Source organism: Pseudomonas sp. LBUM1663, assembly GCF_059695905.1.
The window spans coordinates 4522975-4546523 of the sequence record NZ_CP166792.1 but is presented as its reverse complement, the minus strand read 5'-3'; the positions used below and the strand labels follow the sequence as shown (position 1 = coordinate 4546523).

The 23549-nt window shown below is 60.6% G+C and carries 22 protein-coding genes; 12 read left to right on the top strand and 10 right to left on the bottom strand.

Annotated elements, in window-relative coordinates; all coding sequences use genetic code 11:
- The first annotated feature begins 83 nt into the window (after positions 1–83).
- From ACA075_RS20780 to qhpG, 4 genes are read left to right on the top strand one after another with little or no spacing between them, the layout of a single operon-like run.
- Positions 84–1988, top strand: a complete 1905-nt coding sequence (locus tag ACA075_RS20780; RefSeq protein ID WP_497295063.1) for a sigma-54-dependent Fis family transcriptional regulator — start codon at positions 84–86, stop codon at positions 1986–1988.
- Positions 1988–3706 carry an ABC transporter ATP-binding protein gene (locus tag ACA075_RS20775; protein WP_497295061.1) on the top strand — a complete coding sequence of 573 codons (1719 nt, stop codon included), beginning with the start codon at positions 1988–1990 and terminating at the stop codon, positions 3704–3706. Before ACA075_RS20780 ends, ACA075_RS20775 begins: the two co-directional genes overlap by 1 nt.
- Positions 3696–4373 carry a subtilisin-like serine protease QhpE gene (gene qhpE, locus ACA075_RS20770; protein WP_497295060.1) on the top strand — a complete coding sequence of 226 codons (678 nt, stop codon included), beginning with the start codon at positions 3696–3698 and terminating at the stop codon, positions 4371–4373. The genes ACA075_RS20775 and qhpE overlap by 11 nt, the downstream gene beginning before the upstream one ends.
- Positions 4370–5659, top strand: coding sequence for a flavin-dependent monooxygenase QhpG (gene qhpG / locus ACA075_RS20765; RefSeq protein ID WP_497295059.1), 1290 nt, complete (start codon positions 4370–4372; stop codon positions 5657–5659). The genes qhpE and qhpG overlap by 4 nt, the downstream gene beginning before the upstream one ends.
- A gap of 114 nt (positions 5660–5773) precedes the next feature.
- Here qhpG and ACA075_RS20760 read toward each other — a convergent pair whose 3' ends face one another.
- Positions 5774–7264: an aldehyde dehydrogenase family protein gene (locus ACA075_RS20760; RefSeq protein ID WP_497295057.1), complete on the bottom strand. Its 1491-nt coding sequence runs from the start codon at positions 7262–7264 to the stop codon at positions 5774–5776.
- 286 nt (positions 7265–7550) lie between these two features.
- Between ACA075_RS20760 and ACA075_RS20755 the strand changes: the two genes are divergently transcribed.
- Complete coding sequence (locus ACA075_RS20755) at positions 7551–7805, top strand: DUF1652 domain-containing protein (RefSeq protein ID WP_497295055.1); 255 nt, start codon at positions 7551–7553, stop codon at positions 7803–7805.
- A gap of 48 nt (positions 7806–7853) precedes the next feature.
- Here the strand turns inward: ACA075_RS20755 and ACA075_RS20750 are convergent, their stop codons facing one another.
- Positions 7854–8210, bottom strand: coding sequence for a hypothetical protein (locus ACA075_RS20750; protein ID WP_497295054.1), 357 nt, complete (start codon positions 8208–8210; stop codon positions 7854–7856).
- A 345-nt stretch (positions 8211–8555) separates the two neighbouring features.
- Here ACA075_RS20750 and peaA point away from each other — a divergent pair, with 345 nt between their 5' ends.
- The 4 genes from peaA (at position 8556) to peaD (ending at position 13130) form a co-directional block, all read left to right on the top strand.
- Positions 8556–10136: a quinohemoprotein amine dehydrogenase subunit alpha gene (gene peaA, locus ACA075_RS20745; RefSeq protein WP_497295052.1), complete on the top strand. Its 1581-nt coding sequence runs from the start codon at positions 8556–8558 to the stop codon at positions 10134–10136.
- A 95-nt stretch (positions 10137–10231) separates the two neighbouring features.
- Complete coding sequence (gene peaB / locus ACA075_RS20740) at positions 10232–11662, top strand: quinohemoprotein amine dehydrogenase maturation protein (RefSeq protein ID WP_497295050.1); 1431 nt, start codon at positions 10232–10234, stop codon at positions 11660–11662.
- A gap of 1 nt (position 11663) precedes the next feature.
- Positions 11664–11987 carry a quinohemoprotein amine dehydrogenase subunit gamma gene (qhpC, locus tag ACA075_RS20735; protein ID WP_008027961.1) on the top strand — a complete coding sequence of 108 codons (324 nt, stop codon included), beginning with the start codon at positions 11664–11666 and terminating at the stop codon, positions 11985–11987.
- Positions 11988–12011: 24 nt separating this feature from the next.
- Positions 12012–13130, top strand: coding sequence for a quinohemoprotein amine dehydrogenase subunit beta (peaD, locus tag ACA075_RS20730; protein ID WP_497295048.1), 1119 nt, complete (start codon positions 12012–12014; stop codon positions 13128–13130).
- A gap of 135 nt (positions 13131–13265) precedes the next feature.
- On the opposite strand, the gene ACA075_RS20725 is transcribed toward peaD, so the two are convergent.
- Positions 13266–13667, bottom strand: coding sequence for a lysozyme inhibitor LprI family protein (locus ACA075_RS20725; protein ID WP_497295047.1), 402 nt, complete (start codon positions 13665–13667; stop codon positions 13266–13268).
- Between the two features lie 272 nt (positions 13668–13939).
- Between ACA075_RS20725 and ACA075_RS20720 the strand changes: the two genes are divergently transcribed.
- A complete protein-coding gene (locus tag ACA075_RS20720) occupies positions 13940–14428 on the top strand; it encodes an SRPBCC family protein (RefSeq protein WP_497295045.1) in 489 nt (162 codons plus the stop codon).
- A 7-nt stretch (positions 14429–14435) separates the two neighbouring features.
- Positions 14436–15236: an aminoglycoside phosphotransferase family protein gene (locus ACA075_RS20715; protein ID WP_497295043.1), complete on the top strand. Its 801-nt coding sequence runs from the start codon at positions 14436–14438 to the stop codon at positions 15234–15236.
- Between the two features lie 459 nt (positions 15237–15695).
- On the opposite strand, the gene inhA is transcribed toward ACA075_RS20715, so the two are convergent.
- A complete protein-coding gene (inhA, locus tag ACA075_RS20710) occupies positions 15696–16373 on the bottom strand; it encodes an isonitrile hydratase (protein WP_497295042.1) in 678 nt (225 codons plus the stop codon).
- 90 nt (positions 16374–16463) lie between these two features.
- Here inhA and ACA075_RS20705 point away from each other — a divergent pair, with 90 nt between their 5' ends.
- Positions 16464–17447 (top strand): GlxA family transcriptional regulator, encoded by a 984-nt coding sequence (locus ACA075_RS20705; protein ID WP_497295040.1) that lies wholly within the window; start codon positions 16464–16466, stop codon positions 17445–17447.
- Here ACA075_RS20705 and ACA075_RS20700 read toward each other — a convergent pair.
- From ACA075_RS20700 to idi, 6 genes are all read right to left on the bottom strand, one after another.
- Positions 17416–18318, bottom strand: coding sequence for an alpha/beta fold hydrolase (locus tag ACA075_RS20700; RefSeq protein ID WP_497295039.1), 903 nt, complete (start codon positions 18316–18318; stop codon positions 17416–17418). The two genes, ACA075_RS20705 and ACA075_RS20700, sit on opposite strands and share 32 nt — an antisense overlap.
- Before the next feature lie 61 nt (positions 18319–18379).
- Positions 18380–18769: a hypothetical protein gene (locus ACA075_RS20695; protein ID WP_497295037.1), complete on the bottom strand. Its 390-nt coding sequence runs from the start codon at positions 18767–18769 to the stop codon at positions 18380–18382.
- A gap of 324 nt (positions 18770–19093) precedes the next feature.
- A complete protein-coding gene (locus tag ACA075_RS20690; RefSeq protein ID WP_497295036.1) occupies positions 19094–20920 on the bottom strand; it encodes a glycoside hydrolase family 15 protein in 1827 nt (608 codons plus the stop codon).
- Entirely contained in the window at positions 20913–21713 is an 801-nt protein-coding gene (locus ACA075_RS20685) for a glucose 1-dehydrogenase (protein ID WP_497295034.1), read from the bottom strand. Before ACA075_RS20685 ends, ACA075_RS20690 begins: the two co-directional genes overlap by 8 nt.
- Positions 21714–21810: 97 nt before the next feature.
- Entirely contained in the window at positions 21811–22755 is a 945-nt protein-coding gene (locus tag ACA075_RS20680; protein WP_497295033.1) for a polyprenyl synthetase family protein, read from the bottom strand.
- Positions 22748–23332 (bottom strand): isopentenyl-diphosphate Delta-isomerase, encoded by a 585-nt coding sequence (gene idi / locus ACA075_RS20675; protein WP_497295031.1) that lies wholly within the window; start codon positions 23330–23332, stop codon positions 22748–22750. The genes ACA075_RS20680 and idi overlap by 8 nt, the downstream gene beginning before the upstream one ends.
- Positions 23333–23549 lie beyond the last annotated feature (217 nt).

Sequence of the window (23549 nt, the reverse complement as noted above, 5' to 3'; positions counted from 1 at the left end):
GCCATCGCCCTGACGTTAACGTAAAGATTGCGGCAGGGCGCTGAACTTGAAAAGGCGCAAAGCGGACCGATCCGGAGCGCTTGATGACGCTAATAAAAACAACTTCTCCCAAGCTGCATCGCGAAGCCCGGCTGGCCCGGGAAAAACTCCATCTGGAGGGTGAAGTCCCCGATGGCGTGCTGCGGGCAGAAATCGATGCGTCGTGGCGGCGCAGCCTCAGCCATGGCGTGCATTTCAACGCCAAACACGAACTGGCGCTGGAATCGAGCGCGAGCCTGGACTTGCTGTTGGCGAGCAATCGCCTGCTGATCGATGCGGCATTGCCGGCCATCGATTACCTGGCCGAACGCCAAGGCAAGGAAGGCCTGATCATCCTCGCCAATTCCGACGCCACTATCCTCGCTGCCGAAGGTCGCGCCGACCGCTTCAGGGGCAGCGGCCTGCAAGACATCACCCTGGGCGCTTGCTGGAGCGAAGCCGCTCGCGGCACCAACGCATTGGGCACCGCACTGGTGGAGGCCCGGCCAACGATGATCGATTGCGGTGAACATTACCTTGATCGTCTAACCGATTTCTCCTGCACATCGGTGCCGATCCATTGCCCGCAAGGCGACATCCTCGGCGTCCTCGACCTGACCCGCGAAGGCCCCCTCGGCCGCGTTCATGACAGCACCGCGTTACTGGCCATGGCCGTCAGCCAGATCGAAAGCCGGGTATTCAACGCCAGTTATCCAGACGAAATCGTCCTCGCGTTCCACAGCCGTCGGCAATACCTTGAATCCCCTTGGCAGGGCCTGCTGGCGGTGAGCCTCGGCGGACAGATCCTCGCGGTCAGCGCGCAAGCCTGTCAGTTGCTGCGTGCCGAGCGTTCGGCACTGGTCGGTCGGCGTTGCGAGGAATTTCTCGGTGTCGATGGCCTGCAATTGCTATCGCGTCTGCATCAAGGTGGCGTCGGCAGTTTGCAGACCGCCAAAGGTGAATTCTTCTACAAAACCCTGCGGGCGCCGCAACGTTCCATCAACGTCAGCACACCGCCGCGCAGCCCCGCGAAAACCGCCAAGCCGCAACCGGATCTCGAATCCCTGGCCGGCAGCAACGTCCGTTATGCCCGGGCCTTGCGCATGGCCCGCCAAGGGCTGGCCAATGAATTGCCGGTGTTGCTGCTCGGTGAAACCGGCACCGGTAAAGAAGTCATCGCCCGCGCGCTACACATGGCCGGAGCCCGCTGTGACAAACCTTTCGTTGCGGTGAACTGCGCGGCCATCCCTGAAGGCCTGATCGAGTCGGAACTGTTCGGCTACCGCGAAGGCGCCTTCACCGGCTCTCGCCGTGGTGGCATGATCGGACGACTGCAACAGGCCCACGGCGGCACCTTGTTCCTCGACGAAATCGGCGACATGCCGCTGGCCTTGCAGGCCCGTCTGCTGCGGGTGTTGCAGGACCGTAAAGTGGCGCCGCTGGGCGCTGGCGAGGAACAAGACATCGACGTCGCGCTGATCTGCGCCACCCACCGCGACCTCAAGAGACTGGTCGAAGAAAAGCATTTCCGTGAAGACCTGTTCTACCGGGTCAACGGCATCAACGTGGTGCTCCCGGCCCTGCGCGAACGTGATGATTTCAGTGCTTTGGTCGCTCGTCTGCTGGCCAAACTTGATGCCCCCGCTGTCGTCCTGCATGACGATCTGAGCCGCTTGCTCGACGGCTACCCTTGGCCGGGCAACATTCGCCAACTGGAAATGGTCCTACGCACCGCGCTGGCCATGCGCGAACCCGGGGACACGGTGCTTACCCTCGACCACTTGCCCGACAGCATGCTCGACGAACTCACCGCCACTGAACGCCCGGCGTCGGGCAGCATTCGCGAAAATGAACTGGAGCTGATCCGCCAGTCCCTGGATAGCCATCAGGGCAACGTCTCGGCCGCCGCCGACGCCTTGGGCATCAGCCGCGCGACACTGTATCGCAAGCTCAAACAGTTGCGTTCGTGATGCAGCGCTTGATCGTTCGGCTGATCGACAGCCAGAACCCCGAAGCCCTGCAAGCGGCGTTGCGTTGGCTCTACAGTTTTGTGCGCCCGCATCGATTGGCGATTGCCGGGCTGCTCGGTTTGTCGGTCTGCGCCTCGTCGCTGGTGCTGGTGCAGCCGTGGCTGACCAAGCTGCTGATCGACGATGGCTTGCTGGCGAAAAACTTTCCGATGCTGGTGTTGATTGCCGGGTTGATGATTCTCGCCGGGCTGCTCGGCACGGCGCTGTCGGGGATCAATCGCTACCTGCACACGCGACTGTCCGGGCGGATTCTGTTTAGCCTGCGTGATGACCTCTATCGGCATTTACAGAAGTTATCGCCGAGCTTCTATGGGCAGCGGCGCATCGGTGATCTGATGTCGCGCCTGGATGGCGACGTTGCGGAGATCCAGCGCTTCGCTGTGGATTCGCTGTTCTCGGCGGTATCGAGCGTGGTTGGCCTGGTGGTTGCGGTGGCGATGCTGTTGACCCTGTCGTGGAAACTCTCGCTGCTGGCGCTGGTGCTGATTCCCCTCGACATCCTCTGGCTGCGCTGGATGCGGCGCAAGGTCGAGCGCGATGTTCGGCAGTTGCGCGAGCGCTCGGCGGACATGTCCTCGTTCATGGTCGAGACCTTGCCGGTGATGAAATTCATCCAGTCTGCCGGCCAGCAACAACGTGAATCGCGTCGTCTGGAGTCGCTTGGTCAAGGCTATATGAGCCAGCTGCTGCGCCTGCAAGTCACCGAGTTTTTCACCCAGGCGGTGCCCGGCACGCTGACGTCATTGTCCCGGGCCTGTGCGTTTTTGATTGGCGGTTATTGGGTGGTGCAGGGGACCTGGCAACTGGGCGCGCTGATCGCGTTTTCCACGTACTTGGGGATGGCGGTCGGGCCGGTGCAGAGCCTGCTCGGACTTTACGTTGCGATTCAACGAATGACCGTCAGCCTCGGTCGGGTCATGGAGTTGCGTGGTGAAGAACCGACCGTGTTCACACCGGTTGAACCCAAGCCGATGCCGGCCTCCGGTGAACTGCGATTTGAAGACGTGCACTTCAGCCATCCCGGTCGCCCGACGACCTTGCGCGGCATCGAAGCGCGAATTCCCTATGGCTTGAAAGTCGCCCTGAGCGGCGGCTCCGGCGTCGGTAAATCAACGCTCATCGATCTGCTGCAACGCCATCACGATCCACAGTCCGGTCGCGTGCTGCTGGGAGAAGTCGATTTGCGAGAACTGGACCTGTTCCAACTGCGTCGGCGGATCGCCGTGGTCAGTCAGGACATCGTGCTGTTTCGCGGCAGCCTGGCCGACAACCTCGCTTATGCGGTGCCGGACGCCAGCCGTGAAGCGATTGCAGAAGTCGCGCGGCTGGCGCAACTCGACAGCCTGATCGAATCGTTGCCCGAAGGTCTCGACAGTCCGTTGGGCGAACGCGGCCAGCAGCTGTCCGGCGGGCAGAAACAGCGCATCGCCATCGCCCGGGCGTTGTTGCAGGATCCGCTGATTCTGGTGCTGGACGAAGCCACTTCGGCGGTGGACGAAGCCACCGAGCGCGAAGTCATCGAGGCCATCGACCGACTGTTTGCCGGGCGCACGCGGATCCTGATCAGCCATCGTCCTTCCACGCTGGCCGATGCTGATTTGCGCTTTGAATTGCTCGACGGCGTGCTCACTTCAAAAACGGTGCTGCATGAAGCCTGAGCTAAGGATTGGCGTAGTCGACAGCGGACATTCGGCGGTGCAACGGGTGCAGGTGATCGCCGGACGGCGTTTTTCGCTGCTGGAGGACGGTCTGGCCGAAAGCGACTTGCGCGACGACCCGCTCGGCCACGGCAGCGCGGTGATCGAGGCCATCGGACGACGGGCGCCGGCGGCGGTGTTTTGCGTGGGGCAGGTGTTTGACCAGCGTGGCGTTACCAGCGCCTTGCAGATCGCCACCGCGATTGACTGGCTGGTGGCGCAGGATGTTCGGCTGATCAATTTGAGCCTTGGATTACGCCAGGATCGCAGCCTGTTGCGAGAAGCCTGCGCAGCGGCGGTGGCGCGGGGCATTTTGTTGTGTGCCTCCAGCCCGGCGCAGGGCGAGGGCGTGTTTCCAGCGAATTATCCCCAAGTGTTACGCGTCACCGGCGATGCGCGTTGCGCCGAGCATGAATGGTCGTGGCTCAACAGTGCCCAGGCCGATTTCGCGGCATGCGTGCATGGGACCTATCCGGGACAGTCCGGTGCGAGCCTTGGGTGTGCGGCGTTGAGCGGGCACATTGCGGGTTTCCTGGTGGCCCATCCCGACGCGAGTAACGAACACGTCATCGAGTGGCTGCGCGAGAACGCCCGCTATCGCGGCCCTGAACGGCGCTTCGGCGCATGATTCTGATTCTGGGTGCCGGTCCCGCCGGGGCGGCGGTCGCCCTGGGTTTGCGGCGTCTTGGTTATGCGGTGACCCTGGTCAGCGAGTGGCGCCGGTTTGCGGCACTGGAAGGCGTTTCGCTTCGGGTGCTGGAAGCCTTGCGCGGCGCGGGCCTGCATCAGGCGCTGGCGGATGCGGCGTTGCCTTCCCAGCGGCAGGTGTCTTGGAACGGTCAGCAACATGCGCAAAACATCGAATTTCTGTTGGATCGTCCGAGTTTCGACCGAGGCTTGCGCGAAGACCTGCGTCTGGCGGGTGTCGAACTGATCGAAGGGCGGGTGCTGAGCGTTCAGGCCTCGGCGGTGGGGCATCGGGTCGAGATTGAAGGGCGCGAGGCGCTGCTTGCGGATTTTCTGGTGGAAGCCCGTGGGCGTCAGGCGCCGGCACTGGGCAAAGGCCTGCGCGGGCCGGAGACGGTCAGCCTGCTCAATCGCTGGCAAGGCATGCCGGGCAGCACCGCCAGTGCGGTGGAAAGCCTTGAGGACGGCTGGGCCTGGATGGCGCGGCGGGCCGACGGTCAGTGTTATTGGCAGTGGACGGTGGACGTGGCTAGCGCGCAATTGCCGGGCAAGGCGACGTTGCTGGATTACTGCCGCGCACGGCGCCAGGGCTCGGCCTGGGCGCGTGAGTTTTTCGGTGCCGGGCCTGAGACCGATCTCCAACTGCATGCGCGCAGCAGCACGGCGATTTTGAGTCCGCAGGTCTGTGGTGATCGCTGGATTCGGGTCGGCGACGCGGCGATGGCGGTGGACCCGCTGTCGGGCAATGGCATTTTCCAGTCCTTGTCTTCAGCGTTGCAGGCGCCCACGGTGATCAACACGTTATTGCGTAAACCGGAGCGGGCAGGGCTGGCACAGCGGTTTCATCAGCAGCGGGTGGAGCAACTGTTTATGCGCTTTGCGCGGATCGGCCGGGATTTTTATGCCGATGAGCAGCGGTGGCTGGAACAGCCGTTCTGGCAGGCGCGACGGTGCTGGCCAGATGCAGAAGTGGCCCATGCCGAGGCAGATTTTTCCTCGTTGAGAATCGAGCGAGCGCCGGTGCTGCGTGAGGGTTTTGTCGATGAAGCCGAAGTGGTGATCACGGCAGATCAGCCGTTGGGGATCTGGCATGTGCAAGGGGTTGAACTGGCGCCGTTGGTGCGGCGGTTGCGGACCGAACCGGCCGAGCAGGCGTTGGCCGGGTTGACGGTGGAGCAGGGGCGGATGGTCCGGGGCTGGTTGTTGGCTCAGGGGTTCAAGCCCTGAGATTTTTGGGGCCTGAGCTGACCTCTTCGCGGGCAAGCCTCGCTCCTACAGGGGTACGCAGCCCTCTGTAGGAGCGAGGCTTGCCCGCGAAGGCGGCCTGAAAGTCGCCGCCGATCAGAGCTTGATCAACACGGATTTCAACTCGGTGTAATGCTCAATCGCCGCATACCCCATCTCCCGCCCGACCCCGGACATTTTGTACCCGCCAAACGGCAGCGCCGGATCGAGCGCACTGTGGCAATTGACCCACACCGACCCCGACTTGATCCGCGGAATCATCCGGTGCACCGCCGCCAGGTCGTTCGACCAGATACTCGCGCCCAGCCCATAAGGACTGTCATTGGCCATGCGCAATGCATCGGCTTCATCATCGAACGGAATCGCCACCAGCACCGGGCCGAAGATCTCTTCCTGCACCAGCGAGTGCTTCTGATCGACATCGACAATCACCGTCGGTTTGACGAAGAACCCCGGCCCGAACTGCTCACCGCCGCAGGCGATGGTCGCGCCACTTTCCCGGCCCTTTTCGATGTAGCCGTACACCCGTTCCTGCTGCCGTGCCGAGATCAGCGGCCCCATCTCGACACTCGGGTCCAGTCCGTTGCCGAGCTTCATGGCGTTGGCGATGTCGGCGATGTCCGCCACTACATTGTCGAAATGCTTGCGCTGCACATACAGCCTGGAACCGGCGCAGCACACCTGGCCCTGATTGAAGAAAATCGCGCTGGCGGCGCCGGCGGCAGCGGACTTCAGGTCGGCATCGGCCATGACAATGGTCGGCGATTTTCCGCCCAGTTCCAAGGTGACCCGGGTCATGGACTCCATGGCAATCTTGCCGATCTGCTTGCCCACGGCTGTGGAGCCGGTGAAGGTCAGCTTGTCCACCAACGGGTTGTGGGTCAGCGCGGAGCCAGCGGTGATCCCGGTGCCGGTGACCACGTTGAACACGCCCTCGGGGTACCCTGCTTCCAGCACCAGTTCGGCCAGTTTCAGCGCGGTCAGCGGGGTTTCGTCGGCGGGTTTGAGCACCACGGTGCAACCGGTGGCCAGGGCTGGGCCGAGTTTCCAGCAGGCCAGCAGCAGCGGGAAGTTCCAGGCGACGATGGCGCCGACCACGCCCACCGCTTCGCGACGGATGAAGCTGTGGAACTGATCGTTGGGCATCAACGGCAACGACACTTCAACGCTGGAACCTTCGATCTTGGTCGCCCAACCGGCCATGTAGCGCAGAAAGTCGATGGACAGTTGCACATCCATCACTTGGGCCACCGCCGCACTTTTGCCGTTGTTCAGGCATTCCAGTTGCGCCAGCAGTTCGGCGTCGCGTTCCATCAGGTCGGCGAGTTTCCACAACAGGTTCTGCCGCTCCCTTGGGCGGGTGCGGGTCCAGGCCGAGTCATCGAATGCTTGACGAGCGGCCAGCACGGCGCGGTCGACGTCCTCGGGCGTGGCCCGTGGCACCACGCACAGCACTTCGCCGGTGGCCGGGTTGTGCAGGGGCATGGTCTGGCCGTCGGCGGCTTCGACCCAGTCGCCGCCGATCAGCATGCGCGGAGCGCGCTGGATAAACGCTGAAGTGGTGGGAAGCAAATAAGGGAGGGGCATTTGTCGAGACCTCTTGTTGTTCGTGAAACGTGGCTTTCTTAACGGTTGGCAATGGCTGTGCCAAGTCTCTGCAAAGGCAAGGGCGCCCTTGGCTTGCGGGGTTTTCAGGCGCTCAAGGGCGTTGCGGACACAGCGTGGCTGTTGCAAATTGCGACAGGCATGAGACGACGAGCGACCCTGTCGCGGCCTTGAGGCTCTGATTATTCAGGACTAGAATTTTTGGGCGTCGGTGGGTGACGCAACGGACCGTTCATCCCGTAATACATCTGGCGTGAGGGAGGTAACGATGTTCCTTTCAACCCTGGAAATTCAAAACATCATTGAGCACAGCATGCTGCCCGCCGTGTGCACGTGCAGCATGGAGGCGGACCAATCCCTGACGATCCGGGTCTGCGATTGCATGACGGGCAAAGTGGAACTGGTGGCGACCCATGTACCGCTATGGGCACTGGACAGTCCCCACGCAATCGCCTCGCTGGTGGCGGATATGCGTCAGGAAATCGAAGCTCACAAAGGCACTCAGCCGACGTTCTTCAGCTGAAAGGGCGACACGCCGCACCACCGAGGTGGTGCGGCTCACGCTGACTGTTCAGGAGGAAATTTTCCGTGCAATCTCTTCGAACGAGTCCCTATCTACGGCAGCCAACAGTTTTTTGTCATCTTTGAGCGTCGCCAGGAAGGTCACTTCGGTTTCTTTTCTGGCCAGCATGAACCCGGCAATTGCGCCGATAGGGCCCAGGAACATCGCGCCCGCCACGCCGAAACCGATGGCGTCCTTGATGTTGTTGATCGATTCCTGGTTAGCGACTTCCACGCGTTTGAACAATGAGAGCGGGAGGGCGATGCCGGGCCACGGGTGAAGCGACGTTCTAAGGGTAAAAACGCCGTCTCTGTACTCTCCATCACCCTGCAAAAAGTCCCCCGCCAGGACAGTGATGCTTGCCATTTTGTCTTCCTCGGACTGGCAATCGGTGAACAACTATTTCGCGCCCGCCTGCAGCGTCCGTCAATCGTCGGGCGATGAACTGTTCCGGCCGGGGCATCTATGCTTGTCTCAGGTTGCAACACCTGTCGCGATATTAGACGCAGGCGAACCCGCCCAACCGCGATTCGCGGGCCTTGTCTTCGTGTAACTGCTTGATAAAAAAGGCTATCGGCAAGCTGGCACGCTCCGTGTATTGCTCATTGCAGACGTTTCTCTTGCCTCCGTCAGCGGTGCGCCGCCGACGGCAGAAACCATAAAAACGATAAGCCACAAAAATAAGAAAGCACCGTGCGAGGTTCGACGTTGATGAAGAGAAGACTCCGATCAGGCCTGAGCGCCAGTCTGCTGGCCGTGGCCGCTTGTGTGGCGCTGCATTCGCCCGACAGCCTGGCAGCCCGCGACGCCCAGACCATCCTCAAGGAAACCTGTCAGGGCTGTCACACCCCCGAAGCCGATAACGCCCTGAGCCGCATCAGCCACCAGCGCAAGACCCCGGAAGGCTGGCTGATGAGCATCGCCCGGATGCAGACCATGCACGGTTTGCAGATCAGCGATGATGACCGCCGGACCCTGGTCAAATACCTGGCCGACACCCAGGGCCTGGCGCCAAGCGAGACCGACGGCGTGCGCTATGCGCTGGAGCGTCGACTCAATACCGTCGAGAAGTTCGACGACCAGACCAGCCAGATGTGCGGCCGCTGCCACTCCGGTGCGCGAGTCGCCCTGCAACGGCGTCCGGCCCAGGAATGGGAGCGCCTGGTCAACTTCCACCTCGGCCAATGGCCGTCTCTGGAGTACCAGGCGCTGTCTCGTGACCGCGACTGGTTCGACCTGGCTCGAAAAGACATGGTGCCGCTGTTGGCCAAGCGTTATCCGCTGGACAACCCGGCCTGGAAAAAATGGCTGAGCACGGCTCCCAAAGCCGAAGCGCTGGTGGGGGACTGGAGCTTCAGCGGCCACTTGCCGGGCAAAGGTGAACTGGCCGGCGTGATGAGCGTCACGGCCGATGGCAGCGACACGTTCAAGGTCAGCGTCAAAGGCCAATACGCCGATGGCAGCCCGTTCAACGGCGAAGGCAGCGCGATTCTCTACACCGGTTACGAATGGCGCGGCAACGTGACCATCGACGGCGTGACCATGCGTCAGGTGTTCGCCGCCCAAGGCAATGCCATGCAGGGCCGGATGTTCGAGGCCGAGCACGATGAGCGCGGTCTGGACTTCGTTGCCGCCAAACAGGGCAGCAGTCGTTTGCTGGCCGTTCAACCGGGTTATCTGAAGGTAGGTGCCGAGACTGAAGTGACCCTGATCGGCAGCGGTCTCACCGGCAAACCGAACTTCGGCAAAGGCGTGGAAGTGGTTGAAGTCGTCGAGCAAAGCCCTGATCGCATCAAGGTCAAACTCAAGGCCGCTGCCAACGCCCAGCCGGGGCTGCGCAACGTCACCGTCGGTACGCTTAAAGGCCCGACCCTGTCGGTTTACAGCAAGATCAACGAAGTCAAAGTCGTGCCCGAGTTCTCGGTGGCGCGGATCGGCGAGGGCGGTGGTTCGACACCAAAAGTCCAGGGCCGTTTCGATGCCGAAGCCTGGGGCAAGGGCGCTGATGGCAAGCCGTATCGCATCGGCGTGTTCCCGGCGCAGTGGTCGGTCGAAGCTTTCGACGATCGCGCCAAGGAAGACGAAGACGTCAAGTTCGCCGGCACCATGCAGGCCGACAGTGGCGTGTTCACACCGGGCGATGCCGGGCCGAACCCGCAACGCAAGATGTCCACCAACAATGCCGGCAACCTCAAGGTGATCGCCGCCGTCGACGACGCAGGGAAATCCCTGACCGGCGAAGGCCATATGATCGTTACCGTGCAACGCTGGAACAATCCACCCATTCCATGATTTTGAAAACGTGAGCTGGCTGACTTAAACGGCTTCAGACATTTTTTTGGAATGACCGTGAGCCCCGTCAAACGGGGTTTGCACAGGAGGTTGCAATGGGCGCTATTTTGAATCTGGTCGAACGGAATCTGCACGAAGTGCACGTCGATGCCGACCGCATGCTGTTCCACATCCCCAGCAGTTCGCTGTTCGCCAGCGATGAGCTGACGGGCACCATAATCGATACCTTGCGCGGTCCCGGCTGTTCGTCGGAGGACCTGGTCCGGCGCCTGGCATCGCGTTTCAACGGCGAGGAAATTACCGAGACCCTGCGCGAGTTGATGTCCCTGGAACTGGTCAGCGACGGCTCGCCGCTGACCCCGGACATCGGCACCAAACGGGTCGAGCGCACCGCGATCAATACCGTGGTGCTCAACGTCAACACCGGCTGCAATCTGAGCTGCACCTACTGCTACAAGGAAGACCTCGACAAGCCCTCGGCGGGCAAGAAAATGGACGTCGAAACCGCGGTCGCCTCGGTGGAAATGCTGCTGCGCGAATCGCCCGATGAAGAGCGTTTCACTGTGGTGTTTTTCGGTGGCGAGCCGCTGAGCAATCGCAAGCTGATCGAGTACATGGTCGATTATTGCGAGAAGCGTTTTCGCGAGGCGGGCAAGTTCGTCGAGTTCGTCATGACCACCAACGCGACGCTGCTCACCGAAGAGACCGTGGACTACCTCAATGCTCACCGCTTCGGGCTTTCGGTGAGTATCGACGGACCAAAAACCGTGCACGACCGCAACCGCATTACCGTGGGCGGGCAGGGCACGTATGACGTGGTGCGGCGCAAGGCCGAGATGCTGCTGTCGCGCTACAACAGCCGTCCGGTGGGCGCGCGGGTCACGTTGACCACCGGCGTGACCGATGTGGAAACCATCTGGGATCACCTGTTCAACGAACTGGGTTTTGCCGAGGTCGGCTTTGCCCCGGTGACCTCCGGCGACATCAGCACCTTCAACTTGTCCAGCGACGAACTGATCGAAGTCTTTGCCAGCATGAAGAGGCTGGGTCGTCGTTATCTGGAAGCCGCGCTGGAGCACCGCAACATCGGTTTTTCCAACCTGCACCAGTTGATCACTGACATCCATGAAGGCCATAAAAAAGCCCTGCCTTGCGGCGCGGGCCTGAAGATGCTGGCGGTGGATCACAAGGGTGAACTGAACCTTTGCCACCGGTTTACCGGTTCATCACTGCCGACCTTCGGCAACGTTCACAGCGGTGTGAAACAGGTGGAGTTGAATGACTTCCTGTCCCAGCGCCTGGACCGCACCAACACCGGTTGCGAAGACTGCCAGATCCGCAATCTCTGCTCCGGCGGCTGTTACCACGAGAGCTACGCCCGTTACGGCGACCCGACCCATCCGACCTATCACTACTGCGAACTGATGCGTGACTGGGTCGACTTCGGCATCGAGGTCTATACCCGGATCATGGCCCACAACCCTGCGTTTATCAGCAGCTACATCACTCCGCGCAAGGCTCACTGATATGAAACATCTCAAGGCAATCAATAATAAAGCGTTGAAACTCGATGAGGCCGCGGCCGAAAACCGTATCGAAGAAGTGGTGGCGATGAGTTCCGTTGCGGGCTGCGCCTCGACCACTGACCCGGGTTGGGAAATCGATGCGTTTGGCGGGGTGTCGTCGCTGTGCCAGCCGATGGAAGCTGACCTGTATGGCTGCTCCGACCCTTGCTGGTGGCCGGCCCAGGTGCCCGACATGATGAGCACCTACCCGGACTGGAACAAGGATGCCCAGGCGTCCAATGACAACTGGCGCAACCTCGGCACTGTCTTCCCAAAAGACAAGTGATCGGACATGAAGAAGGATTCCAGCATGCATCGCATCAAAGCCTGCGGCCTGGCCGCGTTCGCCGTCCTGAGCGTCTGTTCGTTCAACGTTTGGGCGGATGAAAACACCGCTCTGCAAGACGGTCACGAGTACATGGTGACCACCAATTACCCGAACAACCTGCACGTGCTCGACCTGGCGACGGACACCTTGTTCAAGTCCTGCAAGATGCCGGACGCCTTCGGTCCCGGCACCGTGCAATTATCGCCGGATCGCAAGACCGCTTATGTGCTGAATAACCACTACGCGGATGTCTACGGCGTCGAGCTGGACAGCTGCAAGCAGGTGTTCCACGCCAGCATTACCCAGAAACCGGGGGAGAAAGCGAAGTCGATGTTCGCCTTCACCCTCAGCCACGACGGCAAGGAGCTGTTTGCCATCGCCAATCCGACGTTGATGCTCAACGACCGCTATGAAGTGCAGCAACCGCGGCTCGATGTGTACGCCACCGACGCAGGTATGGACGCCAAACCCGTGCGCAGTTTCCCGGCGCCACGGCAGTTGACCATCATGCAGAGCGGTGACGACGGTACGCTGTATGTGGCGGGGGCGGACGTCTACAAGGTCGATGTGAAGACCGGCAAGTTCGACGTACTGATCCCCAGTCGTCACTGGAAGCGCCCGAACTACAGCGCGCCAGACGTTCTTTACGTGTGGAACCAGCAGACCTATCGCCATGATTTCTCGCTGCTCTACACCGCGGCGAAATTCAAGGACAAGAAGCAGGATCCTGCCGCCGCTGAGTACCTCTACGGGCTGTTCAGCATCGACCTGAAAACCGGCAAGACCGAAACCACCGACTTCGGCCCGCTGACGGAAATCTACTTCAGTGGCATGCGCTCGCCCAAGGATCCGAACCTGATGTTTGGCGTGCTCAACCGCTTGGCCAAATACGATATCAAGGAGAAGAAAATGCTCCAGGCGGCGACGCTGGATCATTCCTACTACTGCATTTCCTTCAACAAGGAGGGCAGCAAGATCTACCTGGCAGGGACGTTTAATGACGTGGCGATCTTTGACCCCGAGAGCATGAAACAGATTGGCAGCATCAAGTTGCCGGGTGGGGATATGGCGATCACGACGGCGCAGATATTTGTCCGGTAACTTGTGGCGTCTGAACTGACGCCTTCGCGGGCAAGCCTCGCTCCTACAGGGTCGCGTCGTACCAAATGGTGCGATCACTCCGAACCTGTAGGAGCGAGGCTTGCCCGCGAAGAGGCCCTCAGCATCACCGAAGTATTACGCCCCAGGCACCGGGCAACCCATATCCCCTTCCTGACACTTCAAATAATTCTTGAAAGTCTCCACCCGTGCCTTGGTCAATTCAGTCACGCAGTTGCTGTAGATCAGCGGATACACACTCCCGCCTTCCACCCCGGCACTCGCGAACTTGCACTCGGCATCCCGAAACGCAATCCACGAACGCTGTGCCCCGAGCAGCAGCTTTTTGCTGTCCGGGTTGTTCTTCAAACGCTGGGTGATCTGCTGGTAAAGCGCATTCAACTCCTTGTCCGCCGCCTTGTTCTGCTGCGCCGCGCACTGATTCATCGTGGCCTGGTCAGTGGCGTTGTCGCAGTCCGCCGCGTGGGCAACGGTGGTGAACAGCAAAGGCGTCAGGGCCAGGAGGAAGCGTGGGTGCATCGTGATTCTCGCTGTGATGGGTAAACGTTGAGATGCAGTGTAGCGAAGAGGTGGTCAACCAATAACGAAGTCAGTTGCAACCCCTTTAGCCAAGGAGCTTGCCTGCGTCAACGGAGCACATACTTTGCCAGGCATTCGTCTGCGAGCCAGAACTTGCCACTGGAAATGCAGCCGAATATTTCAGACATTCTTGATAACAACTACCCATTGATACAACTTTAAGGTTGGTCTTGTGGTCTTACAGGCCTACTGTTCAGTACAGGAGGTGACTTATGAACCCAGCATCAGATCGCATCGAAAGGAAAATCCTGCTCAAAGTACCGCGCTCGCACGTGTGGCGCGTGCTGGCCAATGCCGAGGCCTTCGGGCAATGGTTTGGCGTGGCGCTGGAGGGCAAGCGCTTTGTCGCCGGTGAATGGACGCAAGGGCAGATTACTTACCCGGGTTATGAGCACCTGCTGTGGAATGTGCTGGTGGAGCGGGTCGAGCCGGAGCGGGTGTTTTCGTTTCGCTGGCACCCGTATGCCGTGGAGCCTGAAGTCGATTACTCCCAGGAGCCCACCACGCTGGTGAAGTTCGAGCTCGAAGACATGGATGAAGGCACTTTGTTGAAGGTCACCGAGTCCGGTTTTGATCACATCCCGCAGACGCGCAGGCTCAAGGCGTTCCGCATGGACAGCCGTGGCTGGGATGAGCAGATGAGCAATATCGAAGAGTTTCTGAAAACCAGCGCCAAGGCTCGCGAGAGTCAGTCAGAGTAAACGCTGCATGTTTGAACCTTGGTTGAAACGCTGGGCCCTGGTGCCGGACGGCGAACCGATCATCACGCCCGGCAGTCGTTTGCTGCCGGTACGGATGGGTGATTTGCCGGCCATGTTGAAGGTCGCCGTCGATGCCGAGGAAAAGTTCGGCAATCTGCTGATGACCTGGTGGGACGGCGAGGGCGCCGCGCGGGTTTACGCTCATCATGGCGATGCGCTGGTGCTGGAACGTGCCGAGGGCGAGCGATGGCTGATGCACATGGCGCTCAACGGCCAGGATGACGAGGCCAGCCGGATCCTGTGTGCGGCGCTGGCTCGTTTACACGCAGCGCGTCCATCATCGCCGCCGCCGCTGATTCCCTTATCGTCATGGTTCTCTTCCTTGCGCATGGCCGCCGAACAGCAGGGCGGCATTTACGTACTCAGTCTGAAAACCGCCGAAGCGTTGCTCGCCGAGCCGCAGGATGTGGTGGTTTTGCACGGCGATATGCATCACGACAATGTTCTGGATTTCGGTCCGCGAGGCTGGCTCGCTATCGATCCCAAGCGGGTGATCGGCGAACGCGGGTTCGATTACGCCAACCTGATCTGCAATCCCGAATTGCCGACGGCGACTGATCCGCAGCGCTTCAAAAAACAGATCGAGGTCGTGGCCCAGGCAGCGGGGCTTGAACGTCAACGGCTGTTGCAATGGGTGTTGGCGTTTGCCGGGTTGTCGGCGGCCTGGTTTCTCGAGGATAACGATGAGCTTGCGGCGCACGTTCAGCTGCAGGCCGCTGAACTCGCGGCTTCCATGCTGATTGGCTGACGCGTCTAAGGGTTTTCGGAAGGGCGGGTATAGCGAATGTCTTACACGCGATGGTAGCTATGTCGTCTATTGCACATTGGATCCGAAGCGTAATCTAGCCTCATCAACTGAAGCACAGGAAGTGCTCCAGGATCACGGATGATCGACCATTAGCAAGGATTCGCTTCCGACAGGGAGTCGAAATGGTCTTGGGAAAACCCGCTTCGGCGGGTTTTTTTTCGCCTTTTGAAAACTGTGTGGATTTTTGATCTTATGGTCAAAGGCTTACACCGGCTAACGGGTATGTCGTCTTTTTTTGCTTCACCGATACGCTTATTCTGGATCCATCAACTGAAGCACAGGGAGTGCTCAGGATCAGGGATGATCGACCATTGGCCAGGATGGCTGCCGACAGGATGTCGAAAATGGTCTTGAGAAACCCGCCGAAGCGGGTTTTTTTTCGCCTGTCGAAAAGTACCGCTACAGCCTGGCCGCCGCCCGCTCAGTGATCCGCGCCCTTTGCTGCAGGGATGGCGCCGCACGCCGATGCGCTTCTGCCAATACGCTCGGCGGCGCTGTTTCGGGGCTGCCTGCCTGGAACGGCGGTGCCGGGGCGTATTCCAGCTGCAACTGCACCAGCTCGGCCGTGTCCTTATCGAACAACTCGGCCGCCAGGGTCAGGGCAAAATCGATCCCTGCGGTAATCCCGCCGCCGGTCAGCAGATTGCCGTCGCGCACAACGCGATCTTTCACCGGTATCGCCCCCAAAGGCGCCAACAGTTCGTGATAAGCCCAGTGCGTGGTCGCGCGTTTGCCCTTGAGCAGACCGGCCGCGCCGAGCACCAGCGCGCCGGTGCACACCGACGTAACGTATTTCGCGTTGTCAGCTTGAGCCTTAATGAAGGCCAATGTCTGCTCATCCTCCATCAACGGCCCGACACCGCTGCCCCCGGGAATGCAGATCACATCCAGCGGCGGGCAATCGTCGAAGGTGGTGGTCGGCTTCAGCACCAGCCCGGTGCTCGAAGCAACCGGCACCAGGTCTTTCCAGATCAGATGCACCTTCACGTCCGGCAGCGAGGCCAGCACGTCGTAAGGGCCGGTGAGGTCCAGTTGTTGAACCTGTGGAAACAACAGAAAACCGATCTGCAACGTCATGGTGTTTTTCTCATGAAGTGGGTGGACGGCCTTACTCTAGGCTCGTAGGATCTGGCGTATACGCCAATTACCCCACGAATTACGCCAATCATGCCGAAAACCATTCATGTGCTCGCGTTCGCCAACGTGCAATTGCTCGACGTCACCGGGCCGTTGCAGGTGTTCGCTTCGGCCAACGACATCGCCCTTCAACAAGGCTTGCCGGCGCCCTACGCGCCGACAGTAATTGCCAGCGGTGGCGCAGTGGTGATGTCGTCGGCGGGACTGGCTCTGTTGGCCGAGCCGTTGCCCGAGCAAGGCAGCGACACCTTGATCATCGCCGGCGGCTGGGGTGTTTACGCGGCGGCGGAAGATGAGTCGCTGGTGGCCTGGGTGCGTGAGCATGCGACGGCGTGTCGGCGGGTGTCATCGGTGTGCACCGGGGCGTTTTTACTGGCGGCCAGTGGTTGGCTCGATGGTCGGCGGGTGGTGACTCACTGGACCCGTTGCGAACAATTGGCGCAGCAGCATCCCCTGTTGCGGGTCGAACCCAATCCGATCTTTATCAACGACGGCCCGGTCTGGACCTCGGCCGGTGTCACGGCCGGCATCGACCTTTCATTGGCGATGGTCGAGGAGGATCTCGGGCGCACGATGGCCCTGGAAGTCGCCCGGCAACTGGTGGTGTTCCTCAAGCGTCCGGGCGGTCAATCGCAGTTCAGCGTGACCTTGTGTCTGCAAAAGGAAGGCAGCCGGTTCGATGAACTTCATGCCTGGATCAGCGAAAATCTCACCATGGATCTCGGCATTCCGACACTCGCCTTGCAGGCCGGCATGAGCGAACGCAGCTTCGTTCGCCATTACCGCGCCGACACCGGCCAGACGCCGGCGCGGGCCATCGAACTGATCCGGGTCGAGACCGCGCGCCGCTTGCTCAGTGATACCGGTCTGCCAATCAAACGGGTGGCGGTGCAGTGCGGGTTCGGCAGTGAAGAAACGCTTCGCCGCAGTTTTCTGCGGGCCATGGGCGTAACGCCGCAAGCGTATCGCGAGCGGTTTTCTGTCAGCGCTGAAGCAGATCCAGTATTGCCTTGAGTGTCGCTTCGGGCGCTTCTTCGGGAATGTTGTGGCCAACGCCCGCCAGCACTCGTCGCTCATAAAACCCAGTGAAATGTTCGATGTCCTCATCGATCTCCTCGGCCGGTCCGACGCCATCGTCGGCACCACACAGGGAAATCGTCGGGACGCTGATCGGCGGTTGCTTGGTCAGCGCTTTTTCCATCCACTCCAGTGCCGGGTCCCCTGGCGTGTACATGAATCGGTGACGGTACGAGTGAATCACCACCTCGACGAAATCCGGGTTGTCGAAGGCCGGCGCGCTCAGTGGGTAGCGCTCAGGGCCTTTCGCCCAGGTCGGTGACCATAATTTCCAGAGCAATTCGCACAAGTCCCGACGATTTTTCGTCAGGCCCTCGATCCCGCGCGGGGTGTGAAAGTAATACTGATACCAGAGGCGATGCTCGGTTTCCGGGGCCTGTGGCAGCGTGGAGCCGGGGATATTCTGCAGGTTGTAGCCGTCTCCGGTCACCAGGCAATGAACCCGCTCCGGCCAAAGCGCCGCCACGATGCACGCCGCCCGACCGCCCCAGTCGTAGCCGCAGAGCGTGGCCTTGGAGATGGCCAGCGCGTCCATCAAGTCCAACAGATCCTGGGCGAGGGCGGCTTGCTGGCCGGAGCGCAGGGTGTCGGGGCTATTAAAGCGGGTTGGGCCGTAGCCACGCAGGTACGGGACGATAACGCGGTAGCCCCGAACGGCGAGGGCCGGGGCGATTTCGTCGTAGCCGCGTGGGGAGTAAGGGAAGCCGTGGAGGAGGATGATAGGGTCGCCGGTGGCAGGGCCGTGTTCTTCGTAGGCGACCATCAACACCGAGGTTTTGGTGTACTGGATCAACGCTTCATTGTTCATGGGACGCTCCAGAGGTGTTTTTTTGAAACGAATGATGCAAATCGACTAGAGTGCCGCCGACTCAGGCCTCGACTTCCGCCACCTGGTTGAAGTACTTCGACCGGTCCGGCGTAAACGTCACCACCATCCTGGTCCGCGAACACGTCAGAGGCCTCTCTTCACCCAGATCAACATCCAGATCTTCCCCACGCAAACCCTGCCACTGGGCCAGGTATTTCAAGGATCCGTACTTTTCGAGTTTCTTCAGGCTGCGGCTGACGCCACCTTTCCAGCCCAGCACCGGCAACTCACCGACGAGGCAGCGTTGGGCGAGTTCGGGGAAACGGGCGGCGCGTTGGCGGCCGATTTCCCAGCATTTAATCAGGCCTTTGTCGTGGGCCTCCCACAATTCATCGCGGTTCAGGCCTGAACGGAGAGGGGTGTCGATGGGGCGGTGGATACGCTGGCTCATTCTGGTTCCTTGAATTCGGGTTTTATCGGGCAGCTCCGCTGCACCCGTTGACTGTGGATGGTAGGGGGGGATGTAACGGCTGGCAACAAACGATTTCGGGCTGTTGGAATGAGTGATTTCGGGTGATTGGGCAGGTTTGTTTAATGGTTGTAGGTGCTTGCCCTGCATCGGCCACTGGTTTTGCAGGCAGGTAGTAAGTCTTGTGTATGGCTGATGGCCTCTTCGCGGGCAAGCCTCGCTCCTACAGGTTCGGAGTGATCGCACTATTTGGTGCGACGCTACCCTGTAGGAGCGAGGCTTGCCCGCGAAGGCGGCAACGCGGTCTCAAGGCTGCCAGTAATTCTTCTCCCCACTCAATTTCCGATCCAGAAAACTCGCCGCACTGATCAGCGCCAGGTGCGTCAGCGCTTGCGGTGTGTTGCCCAGATGCCGCGCATGGCTGTCGAACTCTTCGGCGTACAACCCCAGCGGATTGGCGTACCTGAGCAACTGTTCAAACTCCAGGTGCGCCTTTTCCACTTGACCCGCCCGGGCCAGGCATTCGACGTACCAGAACGAACACGCGGCGAAGGCGCCTTCGGTGCCGGCGAGACCGTCGATCTGGTTGTCTTCGTTGCGGTAGCGATAAACCATGCCGTCGCGGACCAGGGTTTTCTGGATGGCTTCGAGGGTCGACAACCAGCGCGGGTCCTTGGCGCTGACGAAGCGCACCAGTGGCATCAATAACATCGAGCCATCCAGCGCGGTGCCGCCGATGTGCTGCACGAAATGCCCGCGTTCTTCGTTCCAGAAGTTGTCCCAAATGTCGGCGTAAATCGCCTGGCGGGTCTGGTCCCAGCGGGCGAAAGGCGCGGGCAGGGAGCGTTTGGAGGCCAGGCGAATGGCCCGGTCCAAGGCCACCCAGCACATCAGCCGCGAGTGCAGGAAGTGATGCTGTTCGCCGCGCATTTCCCAGATGCCCACATCCTCTTGCTGCCAGGTTTCACAGACTTGATCCACGACTTCCACCGCGTGTTGCCAGCCTTCGTGGGAGATGGCGTCGCCGTATTTGTTGACCAGATACACCGCATCCATCAGCTCGCCGAAGATGTCGAGCTGGACCTGATCGTAAGCCTGATTGCCAATGCGCACCGGCGTCGCGCCGCCGTGGCCGGACAGGTGCGAGAGCTCGGTTTCCGGCAGTTTCTGGCGACCGTCGATGGCATAGAGGATGTTGAGTTTCTTCGGTTTGCCCTGGCAATCGCTGACCCGCCCGCGCAGCCAGCGCATGTAATCGTTGGCTTCCTGAACGAAGCCCAGACGCATGAACGCGTAGACGGTGAACGAGGCGTCGCGGATCCAGGTGTAGCGGTAGTCCCAGTTGCGTTCGCCGCCGGGCGTTTCCGGCAGGCCGAACGTCGCCGCGGCAAGGATCGCCCCGTGTTTGCGCGAGGTCAGCAGCTTCAGGGCCAGGGCAGAACGGTTGACCATTTCCCGCCAGCGACCGCGGTAGTTGGACTGGCCGCTCCAGTCGCGCCAGAACTTCAGCGTGCGCTCCAGGCACAACCCGGCGGCGCCTTCCTTGAAACGCGGGTCGTCGATGCCGCCGAGCAGGAATTCCGCGTTCTGGTCCTGTTTGAGGGTGAATTCGGCGACGGCCGCGTTGCCGTCGATACGCAAGGTCTGATCCGATGACAGGCGCAGAGAGGGCTGATCGTCGGCCTCGAAAGCCACGTCTTTTTCATCCATGCGCGCGCGGGTCTTGGCGCGAGCGTAGTCATGCCGCACGGCGCAGCGCATGTGAAACGTCGCCTGGCCGCTGACCACGCGAACCTGGCGCATCAGCACCGGAAAATCATCTTCGCTGTCGCCAATCGGTAGCAGGTCGGTGACTTCAACCACGGCGCGGTCGCTGAGCCAGCGGGTTTGCAGCACGTTGGTGTCGGGCAGGTAAATCTGCTCACGACGGGCATCAGGCAAGTCCGGCGACAGCTGGAAAATTCCGGCCTCGGGGGTGTCCAGCAGCGAGCAGAAGATCGACGGGCTGTCGAATTCCGGCCAGCAGAAGAAGTCGACGCTGCCCTTGTCATTGACCAGCGCCGCGCTGCGCATGTCGCCGATGATGCCGTGGGCGTCGATGGCGCTTTGTCGTTCGGGATGATGATCAGCCATTGCCGCGAAACTCCGGATAGAGGCTCATGCCGCCGTCGATGAACAGGGTCGTGCCAACGATGTAGTCGGAGGCATCGGAAGCGAGGAAGACCACCGCATTGGCGATGTCCTCGACTTCACCGACCCGGCCATAAGGAATGAGTTTGAGTAGATCCTGCAGGTGGTCGCCCGAAGTGGCATCGCGATTGATCGCCGTGCGAATTGCCCCCGGTGCGATGCCATTGATGCGGATGCGTTGGTGGCTGACTTCCTGGGCGAGGGTTTGCATCAGCATGTCCACGCCGCCCTTGGACGCGGCGTAATTGACGTGCCCGGCCCAGGGAATTCGCTGGTGTACCGAACTCATATGAATAATCTTGCCGGCAGCCCTGGACACGCCTTTGCGGATGCCTTGCTTGTTGAAAATCCGCAGGGCGGCGCGGGCGCAAAGGAATTGGCCGGTGAGGTTGACGCCGATCACCTGGTTCCAGTCGGCGAGGGTCATGTCCACGGCGTTGGCGTCTTTTTGCATACCCGAATTGGCCACCAGAATGTCCAGCGAACCGAACGCTTCGAGGGTTTGCGCGAACAGCCGTTCGACGTCTGTTTCGTTGGAGACATCGGCACCGAGGGCCAGGGCGCGACCGCCATCAGCGTTGATCTGCCGGGCCAGTGCTTCGGCGGGTTCAGCCTGGGAATTGTAGTTGATCACCACAGCAGCCCCAGCGGCAGCCAAAGCCTTGGCAGCGCCTGCGCCGATGCCGGAACTGGCACCGGTGACGAGGGCGACTTGTTGGTCGAGGGAAATCTGCATCAGCGTTAGCGCCTTGAATTGAGGGCTTAATTAGCTGACTGGCGGGGGCTGGCGAGAGTTCAGGGCAGACCATGAAAAGATCTTAATCTTCGTGCATTCAGCGCAAGCGTTTGATGATCAGGTCGGCCAGTCCATGAAGGCGGTCGGTTCTGCCTGCCAGGGTTTTCAATGCGTCATGTGCTTGCTCACCCAGTTGGTGCGCAAGCTCTGTGGAGCGCTCCAGTCCGAGTACCGAGACATAGGTCGGCTTATGGGCTGCGGCATCCTTGCCGGCGGTTTTTCCCAGGGTTTGCGTGTCCGAAGTCGCATCGAGAATGTCGTCGACAATCTGAAACGCCAGGCCGAGGGCGGCCGAATAGCGATCCAGGCTTTCGAGGTTCAGTACGGTATGTTCTGCACACAGCGCGCCCATGCGCACGCTGGCCTGGATCAGGGCGCCGGTCTTCATCCGGTGCATCTGTTCCAGCTGCGCCAGGTCGATTTCGGTATCGATGCTGGAGATGTCGATCATCTGGCCGCCAGCGATGCCACTGGAGCCGCACGCCGTGGCCGCTTCGCCCATCAATCGGGCTATTGTGTTTTCCGGTACCGGCGCCCGACTCAAAACCTCAAACGCGTGGGCCAGTAAGGCGTCGCCCGCCAGAATCGCGGTCGCTTCGTCGTATTGCACGTGTACCGTGGCCACGCCACGCCTCAGGGAATCGTTGTCTAGGGCAGGGAGATCGTCGTGTATGAGGGAGCTGACGTGAATCAATTCCAGCGCGGCGCCCACCACATCCAGCGCTTCGAGTGAGGCCGCGGCGGCTTCACCGGCGGCATGGCACAGCAGTGGACGCAAGCGTTTTCCAGCGCCCAACGCGGCGTATCTCATTGCTTCATGCAGGCGCGTCGGATGCTTGTCGCTGGCAGGCAACGCGTGTTTCAGTGCTGACTGGATGCGCTGCACAACCTCTTGCTTCCAGGCTTCGAACGTAAACAAAACCGGAGACGGCTGCTTTTCCGCCAAGGGTGTGGTTGAAACCGTCCGCGAGCGGTCATTCATGAGCGGGTGCTCCTTTTCGCTCGGCAACCGCTTGCTGGCCGGCTAGGGCTTGGTCTTTCCAGGCGTTTAGCCCGGTAGGTCCGATGATTTCGAGCACCCTGCGGAACCAGATAGTGAAGGTCTCGGGCGCGGCGGCAATACGCTGCGCAAGCTCGGGCAGCGTTTGCCGTTGCCAGTCATTGGCTTCTTCGGGATTGGCGACGGGCTCGCAATCGGTGACCCCGATGTATATGTGGCCGTACTCGTACTCGATGAGCTGGTTTGAAACCGGCTCACGGTAGAGAAGGGTAAAGACTTTACGCAACGGACACGTGATGCCCATTTCTTCAAACAAGCGCCGTTTCGCTGCGGCAGCGGTCCGTTCGCCCGGGCGGGGATGACCGCAGCAGGTATTGCTCCACAAGCCTTGGGAATGGTATTTGCCGAACGCACGCTGTTGCAGCAGCAGGCGGCCGTCGCTGTCAAAAATGAGGATTGAAAAGGCGCGGTGCAAGAGGCCCTGTTGATGGGCTTGCAACTTCTCGGCGATACCTTTTTTACGATCCTGTCGGTCAACCAGGATAAGAAATTCGTCCATAGCCAGACTCCATGGTGTCTTCGCTACCGGACCTTTACTGCTGACCAGACGACGTAGGGAAATTCAGACGTGTACTTGTATAAATCGAAATCTAGTCAAGGCGTTTACCAACTGCAAATTTCCATTAGACCGTTTTCAATGTCTCGTTAAAGCGCCTGAGGGTCTGCCGACCTAAGTGTTTTGTACAAGGTTTGAGCGTCAGTACTTGCCGGGACGG